At 67.3% G+C, this 13,113-nt stretch carries 15 protein-coding genes and 1 pseudogene; 4 read left to right on the forward strand and 12 right to left on the reverse strand.

The genetic code is table 11. From position 1 onward, the window contains the following. The first annotated feature begins 355 nt into the window (after nt 1-355). Together K8V11_RS13945 and K8V11_RS13950 are read left to right on the forward strand one after the other, a co-directional pair. Nucleotides 356-2,359, forward strand: coding sequence for a 2-oxoacid:acceptor oxidoreductase subunit alpha (locus tag K8V11_RS13945; RefSeq protein ID WP_303915537.1), 2,004 nt, complete (start codon nt 356-358; stop codon nt 2,357-2,359). A 37-nt stretch (nt 2,360-2,396) separates the two neighbouring features. Further along, the gene (locus K8V11_RS13950) at nt 2,397-3,464 is read left to right on the forward strand and encodes a 2-oxoacid:ferredoxin oxidoreductase subunit beta (RefSeq protein WP_303915538.1); all 1,068 of its coding nucleotides are present in this window, start codon (nt 2,397-2,399) and stop codon (nt 3,462-3,464) included. On the opposite strand, the gene K8V11_RS13955 is transcribed toward K8V11_RS13950, so the two are convergent. The 4 genes from K8V11_RS13955 to K8V11_RS13970 form a co-directional block, all read right to left on the reverse strand. Further along, nucleotides 3,461-4,063, reverse strand: coding sequence for a hypothetical protein (locus K8V11_RS13955; protein ID WP_303915539.1), 603 nt, complete (start codon nt 4,061-4,063; stop codon nt 3,461-3,463). The genes K8V11_RS13950 and K8V11_RS13955 overlap by 4 nt on opposite strands. A 113-nt stretch (nt 4,064-4,176) precedes the next feature. Continuing rightward, nucleotides 4,177-4,713: a YceI family protein gene (locus K8V11_RS13960; RefSeq protein ID WP_303915540.1), complete on the reverse strand. Its 537-nt coding sequence runs from the start codon at nt 4,711-4,713 to the stop codon at nt 4,177-4,179. A 136-nt stretch (nt 4,714-4,849) separates the two neighbouring features. After that, on the reverse strand, nt 4,850-5,716 hold the full coding sequence (locus K8V11_RS13965) for an NRDE family protein (RefSeq protein WP_303915541.1): 867 nt from the start codon (nt 5,714-5,716) through the stop codon (nt 4,850-4,852). A gap of 132 nt (nt 5,717-5,848) precedes the next feature. Next, nucleotides 5,849-6,052 carry a cold-shock protein gene (locus K8V11_RS13970; RefSeq protein ID WP_075844804.1) on the reverse strand — a complete coding sequence of 68 codons (204 nt, stop codon included), beginning with the start codon at nt 6,050-6,052 and terminating at the stop codon, nt 5,849-5,851. 363 nt (nt 6,053-6,415) lie between these two features. Here K8V11_RS13970 and K8V11_RS13975 point away from each other — a divergent pair, with 363 nt between their 5' ends. After that, nucleotides 6,416-8,884: a DEAD/DEAH box helicase gene (locus K8V11_RS13975; RefSeq protein ID WP_303915543.1), complete on the forward strand. Its 2,469-nt coding sequence runs from the start codon at nt 6,416-6,418 to the stop codon at nt 8,882-8,884. A gap of 66 nt (nt 8,885-8,950) precedes the next feature. Further along, a complete protein-coding gene (locus K8V11_RS13980) occupies nt 8,951-9,577 on the forward strand; it encodes a YdhK family protein (RefSeq protein ID WP_303915545.1) in 627 nt (208 codons plus the stop codon). Between the two features lie 34 nt (nt 9,578-9,611). On the opposite strand, the gene K8V11_RS13985 is transcribed toward K8V11_RS13980, so the two are convergent. The 8 genes and pseudogenes from K8V11_RS13985 to K8V11_RS14020 form a co-directional block, all read right to left on the reverse strand. Then, nucleotides 9,612-9,764 carry a hypothetical protein gene (locus K8V11_RS13985; RefSeq protein WP_303915547.1) on the reverse strand — a complete coding sequence of 51 codons (153 nt, stop codon included), beginning with the start codon at nt 9,762-9,764 and terminating at the stop codon, nt 9,612-9,614. Nucleotides 9,765-9,858: 94 nt separating this feature from the next. After that, nucleotides 9,859-10,200, reverse strand: a complete 342-nt coding sequence (locus tag K8V11_RS13990; RefSeq protein WP_303915549.1) for a hypothetical protein — start codon at nt 10,198-10,200, stop codon at nt 9,859-9,861. Further along, complete coding sequence (locus K8V11_RS13995; RefSeq protein WP_303915551.1) at nt 10,197-10,553, reverse strand: Rv3654c family TadE-like protein; 357 nt, start codon at nt 10,551-10,553, stop codon at nt 10,197-10,199. Before K8V11_RS13995 ends, K8V11_RS13990 begins: the two co-directional genes overlap by 4 nt. Then, nucleotides 10,550-10,879, reverse strand: coding sequence for a TadE family type IV pilus minor pilin (locus K8V11_RS14000; protein ID WP_303915553.1), 330 nt, complete (start codon nt 10,877-10,879; stop codon nt 10,550-10,552). Before K8V11_RS14000 ends, K8V11_RS13995 begins: the two co-directional genes overlap by 4 nt. A gap of 23 nt (nt 10,880-10,902) precedes the next feature. Beyond that, the gene (locus K8V11_RS14005; RefSeq protein ID WP_303915565.1) at nt 10,903-11,097 is read right to left on the reverse strand and encodes a DUF4244 domain-containing protein; all 195 of its coding nucleotides are present in this window, start codon (nt 11,095-11,097) and stop codon (nt 10,903-10,905) included. A 162-nt stretch (nt 11,098-11,259) separates the two neighbouring features. After that, a complete protein-coding gene (locus tag K8V11_RS14010; protein WP_303915555.1) occupies nt 11,260-11,961 on the reverse strand; it encodes a type II secretion system F family protein in 702 nt (233 codons plus the stop codon). Beyond that, entirely contained in the window at nt 11,958-12,767 is an 810-nt protein-coding gene (locus K8V11_RS14015; protein WP_303915557.1) for a type II secretion system F family protein, read from the reverse strand. The genes K8V11_RS14010 and K8V11_RS14015 overlap by 4 nt, the downstream gene beginning before the upstream one ends. Beyond that, nucleotides 12,764-13,113, reverse strand: a pseudogene (locus K8V11_RS14020) (hypothetical protein); the annotation flags it as partial. The gene K8V11_RS14015 and the pseudogene K8V11_RS14020, both read right to left, overlap by 4 nt.

Consider the following 13,113-nt stretch of genomic DNA (forward strand, 5'->3'; position numbering starts at 1 on the left):
CGTCATACCTGGCGGGTTTGGGGCGGCGAATGTGAACGTCGACCCCACTCGAACCTGCCGCGGAAGGGCGCTTGAGTGGGCGCCGGAAAACCGGAAACTGCGAGGTCAAACGGATTACAGCGAGCGGGCGACGTCATACGCTTGGCCGCGAGCGGCACAGCCTGGGGTGCGACGAGGGCTAGAATATGAGGCATAACTCATATCCAATACGCGAGGAGGAACGACCGACCGCCCGACGCGCCACGGGCCGCTGGTTGGTTTGGCGGTGGAACAAAACTAGAACGTGTGTCAGTTTCGCGATAGCGTTGTGGTCTGCCGCACACAGCGTGGCGCGATCAGATTCGGAGGCACCCAGGTGGGTAAAGGGACGAAGACCAAGCTCGACAAGGTCGTCATCCGCATCGCGGGTGATTCCGGCGACGGAATGCAGCTCGCCGGCGACCAATTCACGTCCGAAGCGGCATCCTTCGGTAACGACCTGGCGACGCAACCGAACTTCCCTGCGGAGATCCGCGCGCCGCAGGGCACGCTGCACGGGGTGTCGAGCTTCCAGATCCAGATCGCCGACTACGACATTCTCACCGCCGGTGACCGCCCGGATGTGCTCGTCGCGATGAATCCCGCGGCGCTCAAGGCGAACCTCTCCGATCTGCGCGCCGGCGGGATCGTCATCGTCAATTCCGACGAGTTCACCAAACGAAACCTCAAGAAGGTCGGCTACGAGGGCGACCCGCTCGGTTCGCCGGAGATGGAACAATACCAGCTGCACGAGGTCGAGATGTCCTCGTTGACGATCGGCGCGGTCGAGTCCGTGGATATCGGCAAGAAGGACGCCGAACGATCGAAGAACATGTTCGCGCTCGGTTTGCTCACGTGGATGTACGGGCGCAGCGTCGAGGGTGTCGAGGCCTTCCTCACCGGAAAGTTCGCGAAGAAGCCGCTCATCCTCGAGGCGAACCTGCTCGCGCTGCGCGCCGGATGGAATTACGGCGAGACGACCGAGGCGTTCGCCTCCGAGTTCGAGGTCGAGCCTGCCAAACTTCCGGCGGGCACGTATCGGCAGATCACCGGCAACATGGCAGCTGCCTACGGCCTCGTATCGGCGGGGGTCAGCGCGAAGATGCCGGTGTTCCTCGGCTCGTACCCGATCACGCCCGCCTCGGACATCCTCCACGAGCTGTCCAAGCTCAAGGGCTTCAACGTCACCACCTTCCAGGCAGAGGATGAGATCGCCGGCATCGGCACGGCGATCGGAGCCTCCTACGGCGGGTCGCTGGGGGTGACGACGACGTCGGGACCGGGCCTCGCACTGAAGAGCGAGGCGCTCGGGCTGGCGGTGATGACCGAGCTGCCGCTGGTGATCTTCGACGTTCAACGCGGCGGCCCCTCGACCGGCCTGCCGACGAAAACCGAACAGTCCGACCTGCTCCAGGCGATGTTCGGGCGCAATGGCGAATCGCCGGTCGCGATCCTGGCGCCGCAGTCCCCGTCGGACTGTTTCGAGGTGGCCCGGGAGGCCGCGCGCATCGCCGTCACCTACCGCACCCCGGTCCTCGTGCTCACCGACGGCGCCATAGCCAATGGCTCCGAGCCGTGGGCGATCCCCGACGCCGCAAGTCTGGCCGACATCGACCCGAACATTTCCGCAGCATCCGAGTCCGACGACGCAGGGGATTTCCTCCCCTACGCGCGCGACCCCGAAACGCTCGCGCGCAATTGGGCCGTACCCGGCGAGGCCGGACTCGAACACCGGATCGGCGGCCTGGAAAAGGCCAACGGCACGGGCAATATTTCGTACCACGGACCGAACCACGAGCTGATGACCCGCGTGCGGGCGCTGCGCGTGGCGCGGATAGACATCCCCGATCTCGAGGTCGATGACCCGAACGGCGCGGACACGCTGATTATCGGCTGGGGATCTTCGTACGGGCCGATCGGCGAGGCGGTCCGGACCGCGCGCGGCCGCGGCCACAACATCGCCCGCGCACATCTGCGCTACCTCAACCCGATGCCGCGAAACCTGTCGGAGATACTGTCCGGTTATAGCCGGATCATCGTTCCCGAGATGAATCTGGGACAGCTGTCGATGCTGCTCAAGGCGCGTTTCGACGGCGACATCCAACCGGTGACGAAGGTGCGCGGACTCGCGTTCACCGGCGAGGAACTTGCCGAGGCCATCGATGCCGAGTTCGCCGGGACGCTCCGCGATACCGAGCACGCGAAATACCGGCGTGCGCTACAGGACGTCGTCACCACCACCGGGGAGTCCGTACATCTGACTCCCCGACCGGGCCTGACGAACGCGTACGGCGGGGACGCGGAATTCGACTACGTCGACGCCGGACAGACCCTCGGATAGCTCACCCGCCTTCTCGACAACAGGACGGTCACTTCCCATGACTATCGAACAACACAGCCTCGTCGGCCACGATCTGCTCGACGCTCTCTCCGACGTGCCGAAATCCGACGAAACGATGAAGCCGAAGGACTACACCAGCGACCAGGAGGTCCGCTGGTGCCCCGGGTGCGGGGACTATGTCATCCTCGCGACGGTCCGCCAGGTTCTGCCGAAACTCGGGATCAAGCGCGAAAACGTCGCGTTCATATCCGGGATCGGCTGCTCGAGCCGCTTTCCCTACTACCTCGAGACGTACGGCGTGCACTCGATCCACGGGCGCGCCCCGACGCTGGCCTCTGGGCTGGTGACCACCCGTCCCGACCTGTCGGTGTGGGTCATCACCGGTGACGGCGACGCGCTGTCCATCGGCGGCAACCACCTGATCCACGCCCTTCGACGCAACGTGAACATGCGGGTGCTCATGTTCAACAACCGCATCTATGGGCTCACCAAGGGGCAATACTCCCCCACCTCCGAAGAGGGAAAGGTGACCAAGTCGACGCCGATGGGTTCGATCGACCACCCGTTCAACACGTTGTCCCTCGCGCTCGGCGCGCAGGGCAGCTTCGTAGCGCGTGCACTCGACTCCGACCGCCCTGTGCTCACCGAGGTACTCATGGCCGCGGCCCTGCACCGGGGCACCGCGTTCGTGGAGATCCTCCAGGACTGCCCGATCTTCAACGACGGCTCGTTCGACGTACTACGCAAGGAAGAGGCCTCCGACCATCTCATCCACGTACGCCACGGCGAGAAGATCGTCTTCGGTGATGAGGACCAGTGGTGCGTCGTCCAGCAGGGGTTCGGCCTCGCCGTGCGCGCCACCGCCGACGTCGACGAGTCCGACATCATCGTCCACGACGCCCATACCGACGATCCCGGCTACGCACAAGCGCTCGCGTCGCTGAGCTCGCAGGATCTGCAGTACACCGTCGTCGGCATTATCCGGCAGGTGACGCGGCCGACCTACGACGACCAGGCGCGCGAGCAGGTCGCGCAGGCGAAAAATGCGGAAACCCGCGACCTCCAGGGGCTGCTCAACGGCACGAACACCTGGACGGTCGACTAGCGCGCGACGAGTGGCAGCGGCGCCGGGTGCGGACCGCCGAGCTCGTCGGCGAGAAGGAAGTCACGCGATCCGGCCTTGCCCTGCCGCGAGGTGCGCTGAGACTGCGACTGCGCCCACGCGATTGCCACGTTTTCCAGCGACCGCGCGTGCCACAGCACCCGGCGGCGCAGCTCGTCGTCGAGGTTCCCGTCGATCTCCGAGTCCTGGTCCTCGCCGGCGAGGCGAGCAGACACCGACCAGTCGGGAGTGACCCAGTTGTTGCCGGTGCGCGCCTTCTCCTCGGCGAAGGCGTTGTCGAGGGCGGCGATCGCGGCGTCGACGGCGCCATCGGTGGCCGGGGCATCGAGGAGATAGTCGGCCTCGTCGGCCACAGCGGACTGCGCGTCGGCGGACAGCGCCCACACGGGCCGTGTGCGAATCAGCCCGGAGAGCTCTTCTCGCTCGCCGACGATCCAGGCGCCGCGAAGACGAGGACCCGCGTCGTCAGGGGCGATGGCGACGTGCCACACCGCGTGACGGACCGCGCCTCCTTCGCGGGCGGTATCGACCACGGCGACCACTCCGGCGACTTCGGCGCGCAATTCCGGGGTATTCGGCATGGCCCCGACTTTACTTCCCGCGGCATGCTGCGCGCGCAAAAGTGCCCGGCCCCGCAGATGGGGACCGGGCACTTTGTGAGGCGCTCGCCGGTGCGAACCGTCGGTCGGTTTTACTAGGCCTTCACTGCCTCGACGTCGAGGATGATGGTGATCTGGTCGCCGATAACCGTTCCGCCGCCCTCGAGCGGCATTTCGAGATCGATGCCGAACTCCTTGCGCGAGATCTTGCCCTCGGCCTCGAAGCCGGCGACATCGTTGCCGCTACCGGAGTTGACGCCGAAGAAGGAGCCCCGGAGGGTGACCGGGCGGGTGTTGCCGTGAATCGTGAGATCGCCGGTGACCTCGACGTCCTCACCGGAGGACTTGATATCGGTCGAGGTGAACTCGATCGTCGGGTACTCGGCGGTGTGGAAGAAGTCCGAGGAGCGGATGTGCTCGTCGCGCTGGCCGTTGTTGGTGTTGATCGTCGAGGCGTCGATGGTGGCCTTGATCGAGGCGGAGCCGTTCTCGTCTACGACGATGGAGCCTTCGGCGCCGGTGAAGTTGCCGTTGACCTTCGAGACCATCATGTGGCGAACGCGGAAACCGATGTTCGAGTGGACGGCGTCGAGGTTCCAGGTACCTGCGGAAAGTCCTTCAAAGTCAGCCATGGTTTTCTCCTATGTGATTCGGTGACGCTATCGCGTCTGTACTTTGTGGCGACCCTCGCGGGCCGATATGGATTAACCTACCCACCTTTTGGTGACATGTCAACAACTTTTTTGTCTAGAGCTTTGAGCAGCTGTTTTATCGCACCTCCACCCTCGCCTCGCGAACTTCGGTGGCGAATCCCGTCGAATCGAACCGCCGCTCGACGATGGACACCGCGCCGGAGTTCGCCACGGCGACGGCGGTCTGACAGCGGGTCCCGTAACCGGGCATACGCACGAACGGCGCGGACAAGAACCACTCGGAGGTAATGGGCATGCCCGTATCGGGCAGCGCGTCGAGCGCCGCGCGGTCCCGCGAGAGAAGTGGTTGCAGTAGCTGCGCCGCCCAGGTCGGGGTTGCTTCGGGCGGACTGGCGTGGTCGCCGAGTGCCTCGTCACCGGCCGCCGGGCCGGACCATTCGCGCAGCACTTCGCTCACCGCCTTGGCGGCCGCCACCGACTTGGGCCACGGCGTATCGAGCGAGGCGTTCGACAGCGAATGCACGCCTTCACCCACCTCGCGCGGGCCGGGTTCGCCTCGGTTGGAGGCCCACATGAGCCGGTCCGCGTCGCCCCACAGCACATTCGCCGGGCCGTAGGGGGCGAGATCGTCGGGCATCTCGCCGGCGACGCCGAGCAGGGGCAGCCGTCCGCGCGACAGCGCCGCGGGAGCGGGGCTCGCGTCTCGCACGTTGGTCACCGCCGAGAATTTTCCGCCCGACGCGACCGCGAGCCACGTCCCGCCGGCGGTGCAGTCACGCCCGGCGACAAGCCCCTCCGGCGTCATCCCCTGCGAGACACCGTCTGTGGCTGACGTCGGAGTCGCGCCGACCCCCTCGGCGAACTGCGCATCCGTCCAGCGATTCAGGCCGGCGGCGTCGCGCCCGAAGAACTCATCGCGGTTCGCCGCTACGACCAGCGGAAAATCGGGATGGACATGGCGGGCGACGACGATGAGGCACACACCTCAAGCATGCCCTCCTCGCGGCCTGCGCGCATCCGTCGGCGGAATCGGGAGTTCGGAAAATAGCGAACCGCCCGGCCACTTCGCGAATGCGAAGGTGCCGGGCGGTTCGACTGAAAGTTGTGGAGACCTTTAGAGCGCGCGAACGCCCATGGCCTGCGGGCCCTTCTGGCCGGTGCCGATTTCGAACTCGACACTCTGGTTCTCTTCGAGGGTGCGGAAGCCGTTGCCCTGAATCTCCGAGTAGTGAACGAATACGTCAGCGGAGCCGTCTTCAGGGGCGATGAAACCGTAGCCCTTTTCAGCGTTGAACCACTTCACAGTGCCCTGTGCCATGCTTATCTTAAATCCTTCGTCTAACTTGATGTACGGCGCGCGTTAGGTTCTCCCGCGCCGGGCAGAATTAGGTGTAACGAGAAAAGCGGAGAACCCCCTCGAGAACTCTCCAGCGACATACGTCTACCCGCATCTTGAGATCCTGCATGCGGGGTGTACCGACACAGAAGCTGCGACCGAAACTAAGTAGAACATGAAGTTTGGCAAAGCGAAACCCCTAATTCCTGAAGTTCACTCTAGATACGCCCCCGCAGGCCCCCGAATCCCCCGTTTCGGGGCCGCCACGCGTCCTTTCCGGCGCCGTGCGCCTGCCGACGGATTCGGGTTCACGCACCGCACACTCGCCGCGCTAACCTTGGACGCATGACCCCGCCGAACCTCCCCCACCAGGACGAACACTCTCCTGGCGGTGTCGGCGGCGCCGAGCCGACCTTCGGCCGCGAGCTTCTCGACGACGTGCTCCGGGTGACCACGCCGCGCCACACCGACCCCGTTACATTCGTCGCCGATCTACCCCCGCAGACATCCACTTTCGGGGAGTGGCCGGAGTGGGTTCTTCCCGCCCTGCGGGATCACCTCATCGCCGCCGGCCTCAGCATCCCGTACGCGCATCAGGTCGCCGTCGCCGAGAAGGCGCACGCCGGCGAGCATGTCGTCGTGTCGACGGGCACCGCGTCGGGCAAATCGCTGGGCTATCAGCTTCCCGCGCTCAGCGATCTGGCCCGTTCCCCGCGGGCGACCGTCTTGTATCTCGCGCCGACGAAGGCACTCGGCCAGGACCAGCTCGAATCGCTGGTCTCCCTCGTCGACGCCGTACCGGAGCTCCGCGACATCGCGCCGTCCACCTACGACGGCGACACCCCGACCGAGGCCCGCCGCTTTATCCGCGAGCGTTCGCGCTGGATCGTCACCAACCCCGACATGCTGCATCTATCTGTCCTCGGCCGGCACGGCTCGTGGACGCGGCTGCTCCGCAATCTCACCTACGTCATCGTCGACGAGTGCCACTCCTACCGCGGTGTGTTCGGCTCGAATGTCGCGCTGATCCTGCGGCGGCTCGACCGGCTCGCGCGTTCGCTCGGCGCGTCTCCGACGTTCGTTCTCGCCTCGGCGACGACGTCCGACCCCGCCGAGGCCGCCTCTCGCCTGGTGGGACACAGCGTCTCCGCCGTCACAGACGACGGTTCTCCACAGGGTGGGCGCACGGTGGCGCTGTGGGAGCCCGCGCTCGTGCCCGGCAGTCTCGGCGAGGGTGGGGCGCCGGTGCGGCGAGCGGCGGCCAGCGATGCGGCGCGAATCATGGCGGCACTGTTGCGGCAGGGCGCGCACACGATCACATTCGTGCGCTCGCGTGCCGGCGCGGAATCGCTCGCGCTGCGCACCAAGGAAATGCTGGGTGACGCCGCACGTCCGCCCTCCCCCGACGATCCGTGGGGCTCGGAACCCTTGGACCTGGGGCTGTCGGCAACAGAATCGCGAGAGCTCGCAGGCAAGGTCGCCGCGTATCGGGCGGGCTATCTGGCCTCTGAGCGGCGCGCGTTGGAGAAGGCGCTCGGCGACGGCAGCCTCATGGGCGTCGCCTCGACATCGGCGCTGGAGCTCGGGGTGGACATCTCCGGCCTCGACGCCGTGATCTCCGCGGGCTTCCCCGGCACGCGCGCCTCGTTCTGGCAGCAGGCGGGCCGAGCCGGTCGGCGAGGGCAGGGCTCGCTCGTCGTGCTCGTCGCGCGCGACGACCCGCTCGACACCTACCTTGTGCATCACCCGGAGGCTCTGCTCGGCAAGCCGGTCGAGGCGACGGTGACGGACCCGGCGAACCCGGTGCTCCTCGAAGGGCAGCTGCGCTGCGCGGTGTCGGAGTATCCGATGACTCACGCAGAGGCCGAGTCTTGGGGTGCGGTTGGCGTGCTCGAATCACTCGCCGAACGTGGGCTCGTGCGGAGGCGCCGCGCCGGATGGTACCCGGGGGTCGACGAGGGCGATCCGCATCCGGAGGTCGACATCCGCGGCACCGGCGGCGCGCAGGTGACGATCGTCGACGGTTCCGACGGGCGGATCCTCGGCTCGATCGATACCGGCCGCGCCAGGACGCAGGTCCACCCGGGCGCGCTGTACCTGCATATGGGCGAGTCCTTTGTCGTCGACGAGCTCGATCTGGTCGACAATGTGGCGATCGTGCGGCCGGAGAATCCGGAGTGGACCACGAGCGCTCGGGAGAAGGTCTCGCTCGACCTGATCGACGAGCTCGAGACTCTCGATGCCGGCCCGGTTCAGGCGTCGTTCTGCGAGGTGGAGGTGACGACGCAGGTCGTGGAGTTCGAGCGGCGGGACCGCTATGGCCAAATCCTCGAGGTTGCGCCGCTGGACCTGCCGCCGCAGACGCTGGTGACGAAAGCCGTGATGTACACGGTGACCCCGAAGCTGTTGCGCACGGCCGGAATCGAGGAGGCCGACGTCCCCGGTTCGCTACACGCCGCCGAGCACGCGGCGATCGGGCTGCTGCCGCTAGTGGCGACGTGCGACCGGTGGGACATCGGCGGGCTCTCGACGGATCTGCACCCTGACACCGGGTTGCCTACGGTGTTCGTCTACGACGGTTATGCGGGCGGCGCGGGTTTCGCCGAGCGCGGTTTTCGCCGGCTCGCGACATGGCTCGCGGCGACGCGCGAGGCGATTTCCTCGTGCGAGTGCGAGTCGGGGTGCCCCTCCTGCGTGCAGTCCCCCAAGTGCGGCAACGGCAACAACCCCCTGGATAAGGCAGGCGCGGTTCGGCTCTTACAGGAGGTCGTCGGCTGCCTTCGCGATGCGGGTGTCGGAGACGTTGTCGAATAAGCTTTGATACCCATAGGGGGTACTGGAGTAGGGTGGGATTCGTTGCCCTACTCGAGGAGGATTTCCATGCGTCCCGTTCGCATCATGTCTGCGGCCGCCGCCGCGGCACTCGCCGCCGTCACCCTTTCCGCCTGTTCGTCGGAGGAGCCGGCCGAATCGCACGGCGAGCACACAAGTGCCGAAGAGACTCACGCGCACGCCGATGGGCAGGAGAGCCAGTCGTCGGAGAGCGAGCACGATCACTCCGGAATGGAGATGGAGCATGAGCACTCCCCGGACGGCGGGCCCGCCCCGGAGGGCATCGAGCCGGCTGCGAACCCGCAGTATCCGGTGGGATCGCAGGTCATCATGCATACCGACCACATGCCAGGGATGGAGGGCGCCACCGCGACGATCACCGGTGCGTTCACGACCACCACGTACGCGGTGGATTACACTCCCACCGATGGTGGCGCCCCGGTCCTGAACCACAAGTGGGTCGTCCAGGAGGAGCTTGTCGATCCGCCGGCGGCTCCGGTCGCCGATGGCACGAAGGTGACCATCGGCGCCGATCACATGGCCGGGATGCAGGGTGCCGAGGGAACGATCGCGAGCTCGACAGACGAGACGGTGTACATGGTCGATTTCGAGATGGACGGAATGAAGATGACCAACCACAAGTGGGTCGTTGAAAGCGAGCTTTCGCCCGCGTAGCGAGGACGCGGAACGATTTTCGATATCGCCTTAATTAGGACTCGGTGGAACTGGCCTCGCGAATAATGGGACGGGTAATTTCGCGCCCCTCGGCGAGATCCTTGACCCATTGCTCGGTCTCCACGCCATCGATTTCGTTATTCTTCACGACGATCCGCGCGAAGGCACGGGCGTCGTCTTCCGTCATTCGCTCGACGATGCTTCGCCGCCTAGAACGCCTGTACCTGACCATCATTGCTCCACGTCAATTGAGAACTCCGAAGTTCCTGTCCCACCCTATTTCAAGCTTCCTCTGGCGAATGAGAAAACTCAAGAGCCCATTTGCTGAGCAAATTAGTCACCAGCGCACCTAAAATCCTGCGGTCTTCCAGGTCAACGTCATTACGAGGCCCGCCCACATACTCCTCGCCGAGAACACGGAGAACCGCAATTCCACCATCTGAAACGTCCGTGTCCGGCGATTCGAGAAGTTGAACCATCCACGTCGCGCGGCGCCATGCGCGGTCAGAATTTTCGCGAAACTGAGCCAGCCTAGCCGTGCGGAACACGAACCAGACGGACACGGTGTTGATCACGGCACTCGCGATGCCGACCGCCAGCGCGACCCACACCGCCGCCGTCATCCCGTAGTCCCTTCCCACGGGCCTGCCCTTGCGCGCGCCGTCGCCGACGCCGACAACACCGGGACCTCTACTTCTATGTAGACGTCTCCGCCGCCCGCCTCCCGGCACTCGGCGAGCACGGCGCCGTTGCGAGCCGCGAGCTCGCCGCCCGAGTCACACGCGGAGAATCCGTCACGCAGCGCGATCGCGGCGGCCAGCGCGGCGAGGTCCGCAGCCGACTGAGCCCTGTGCCTTGCGACGACCGCGGCACCGATGTGCGCGAGGCCGACGAAGGCGATGAGGAGCGCCGCGCATGCGATAGCGGCCCACGTGGTCATCGCCCCTGCATCCCGAGCCTCGGGTTTTCGTCTCATCCGCCAACCCCCATCTCCGCGCGCGACACGGCTTCGGAACTCAGCTCGATCCCGGCCCAGCGCGGCACGCCCGGCGCGTCGACGCGCACGATCGCGGTCATGGACGTGCCATCAAAGTCGACCGTCACCTCGCCGGGTTTTGCGCCGAGCGAGGCCACGCCGGCATCGGCACCCGCGTCCACTCCGGCCACCGCCGCCACTCTGGCGGCCTCGCGCGCCGCATCGACGGCGGCAATCTGCGTGAGTAGCGCGGCGAGCCCACCAACCGCCATGGCGAGCACGGCCACGACCGAGCCGAGCGCGATCGCCGCCTCGGTCGTAACCATGCCCGCGTCGGGCGCGAGCGAAGCTACCCGACGGAAGTGTTGAGCGCCCGCTCGAACAGGTCCTCCAGCGCCCCGGATACGGTGTCCCCGCTGACGATCACGTACAGCAGCGCGGCGAAGGCCGCGGCGGAAAGGGTGCCGATCGCGTACTCGGTGGTCGACATCCCGTCGTCCCCTGTGATGGCGAGAATCGCTCGCCGCGTGATCGCCTGGGACAGCCGCCGCCTCAGGTTCGTCGGCGGCACGGGCGCGCGACGGGGCGGTGTGGCTGTGGTCTCCGACGTCATGACAGATGTAGTGGGTGTTGTGGTGGGCATTGTCGTTTCCTTTCGTAATTCCCGCCGCGGCTGGTCCGCGGGGGAAGCGTGGGCGCCGGGCGATCATCCGAATACCTCCGGCAGGATCTGTCGGGCGAGGCCGACGACGACCGGCGCGACGCCGAGGCAGACGAAGGCGGGCAGGAAGCACGCGCCGAGCGGTGCCGCGATGAGGACGCCCGCCCGTTCGGCTGCGGCCTGGCGCTTGGCGACGGCGCGGGATCGCGACCACGTCGCCGCGCGGCGCAGCGAATCTGTCACGGAGCCACCGGAGTCGGCGCTGCGCCCGAGCGCCTCACGAACGCGCGGTATGACGGCGGACGTCCCGTTCTCCGGCCCCCACGCGCCCGCGACGTCCTGCCCCAACCCGACGTGCGCGGCAGCGCTGGCGAACGACTGCGCAGCCAGCCCCTCCGCGACCGCCGATACCGCTCGCAGAGCCGAGGCCGTGTCCAGCCCGGCGGCGTACGCTGCGGCGAGCAGGTCCACGGCCCAGGCATCGTCCGGGGAAGGGGCAATATCGCGGGCACGTCGTCCGCTCTTTGCACTGAGGTTGCCGAGGAGTCGCATAGACGCGGCCAGAGAAGGCACCAAGGAGGCGCGACCACGTTGTGGCGTTTGCAGCGCTTCGCCCGTGAAACCGGGGTCGTCGGAAGCGCTGCCGTTGATGAGGACCGCCCGTTCGCCGAGTCTCGCGGCGGCGCGCGGTGCGCCGCGCCACGCCAGCACGGCAAGCGCGAGGAGCGCTAGAGTGGCCGGGCTCATGCGCGCACTCCCGCGATGATTCGCGAGGTCCACAGCAGGCCCGCGGCGATGAGGGCGGAACCGACTATCGCCAGTGCCGCGCCGATGATCCCCGAGCCGAGCGTGCCCACAGGGTCTGCGCCCATGAGGTGGCCGAGCCCGAGTCCGAGCAGGGGCAACGCGGTGAGGATTAGCGCCGTGGCGCGCGGCCCGGCGAGAGCGGCCTCGATCTCGCCGGCGTGGCGATTGGTTTCGGAGACCTCCTCCCCTGCTCGGCGCACGACATCGGCGAGCGGTAACCCGTGCCCGGTGGACAGGGCGACGGCTTGGCCGAGGCGCCTGGCCGGAAGCGCGGAGGATGCTGCGAGAAGTCCGGCGACGTCGCCGCCAAGCCCGTCGAGCGCGACGGCCCGTTCGAGTTCGGTGGTCACCGCGCCGCTGGAGCCGTGCCGGGCGGCGCGCAATGCAGCGCCCATCGAGGCGCCGGAGGCGAGGGCGGAAACGATCGAATCGAGCGCGCCGACCCAGGCCTCGTCCTCCCGGAGCTTGCGGGCATGGGACCGTTCGCCGTGGAGAACGTGGCGCAGCGCCACGCCGACGATCGCGGCACCGGCGACGAGGCCGACTCCCACGCCGGCGACGAGAGCCAACACCGAGGCGACGGCCCCGAGGACGAGGGCAAGCGACGACGAATCGACCCCGCGCACGGCGGCGAACGGAACCGCGGCACGCGGACCTGAGCCGAGGGTACGCAGGCGGGAAGCGGACGCAGGCCCCGGCCACGCGAGGACGGCGGCGGCAAGCAGGGCGCAGGCGTTCGTCGTCATCGTGCCTCCGCACTCGCTGTGGCGGGGCGCCGATTACGCAACAGCGAATTCAGCACCTTCCGGCCCGCGGTCGTTTCCGCGTCGCCGGCTCCGAGAGCCCACGCCGGTTCGACGCGAATGTCGAGTCCGGCGGCATCACGCGTCGTGGTGACCACGCCGATCTCGGCGACATGGCGGCGGCCATCGTGGCCGCGGCGGACGCCGATGACCACGTGGATCGAGGCCGCCACCTGCGCCGCCAGCGCTGGTCCGGACAGGCCTCCAAGCGCTCCGAGCGCCGCGAGTCGCGCCGGCACCTCGGCCGCGGAGTTCGCGTGGATCGTGCCTGCCGACCCGTCATGTCCGG

The sequence above is a fragment of the Dietzia timorensis genome, from assembly GCF_020742175.1.
In the GTDB taxonomy this organism is placed as follows: domain Bacteria; phylum Actinomycetota; class Actinomycetes; order Mycobacteriales; family Mycobacteriaceae; genus Dietzia; species Dietzia timorensis_A.

What these genes read in the sequence shown, in the direction of transcription:
- K8V11_RS14015 (WP_303915557.1), bottom strand. Translation starts at nt 12,767, where the DNA reads ATGACGACGAACGCCTGCGCCCTGCTTGCCGCCGCCGTCCTCGCGTGG.
- K8V11_RS14000 (WP_303915553.1), bottom strand. Translation starts at nt 10,879, where the DNA reads ATGGTTACGACCGAGGCGGCGATCGCGCTCGGCTCGGTCGTGGCCGTG.
- K8V11_RS13980 (WP_303915545.1), top strand. Translation starts at nt 8,951, where the DNA reads ATGCGTCCCGTTCGCATCATGTCTGCGGCCGCCGCCGCGGCACTCGCC.
- K8V11_RS13975 (WP_303915543.1), top strand. Translation starts at nt 6,416, where the DNA reads ATGACCCCGCCGAACCTCCCCCACCAGGACGAACACTCTCCTGGCGGT.
- K8V11_RS13995 (WP_303915551.1), bottom strand. Translation starts at nt 10,553, where the DNA reads ATGAGACGAAAACCCGAGGCTCGGGATGCAGGGGCGATGACCACGTGG.
- K8V11_RS13970 (WP_075844804.1), bottom strand. Translation starts at nt 6,052, where the DNA reads ATGGCACAGGGCACTGTGAAGTGGTTCAACGCTGAAAAGGGCTACGGT.
- K8V11_RS13990 (WP_303915549.1), bottom strand. Translation starts at nt 10,200, where the DNA reads ATGACGGCGGCGGTGTGGGTCGCGCTGGCGGTCGGCATCGCGAGTGCC.
- K8V11_RS13955 (WP_303915539.1), bottom strand. Translation starts at nt 4,063, where the DNA reads ATGCCGAATACCCCGGAATTGCGCGCCGAAGTCGCCGGAGTGGTCGCC.
- K8V11_RS13985 (WP_303915547.1), bottom strand. Translation starts at nt 9,764, where the DNA reads ATGACGGAAGACGACGCCCGTGCCTTCGCGCGGATCGTCGTGAAGAAT.
- K8V11_RS14010 (WP_303915555.1), bottom strand. Translation starts at nt 11,961, where the DNA reads ATGAGCCCGGCCACTCTAGCGCTCCTCGCGCTTGCCGTGCTGGCGTGG.
- K8V11_RS13950 (WP_303915538.1), top strand. Translation starts at nt 2,397, where the DNA reads ATGACTATCGAACAACACAGCCTCGTCGGCCACGATCTGCTCGACGCT.
- K8V11_RS13960 (WP_303915540.1), bottom strand. Translation starts at nt 4,713, where the DNA reads ATGGCTGACTTTGAAGGACTTTCCGCAGGTACCTGGAACCTCGACGCC.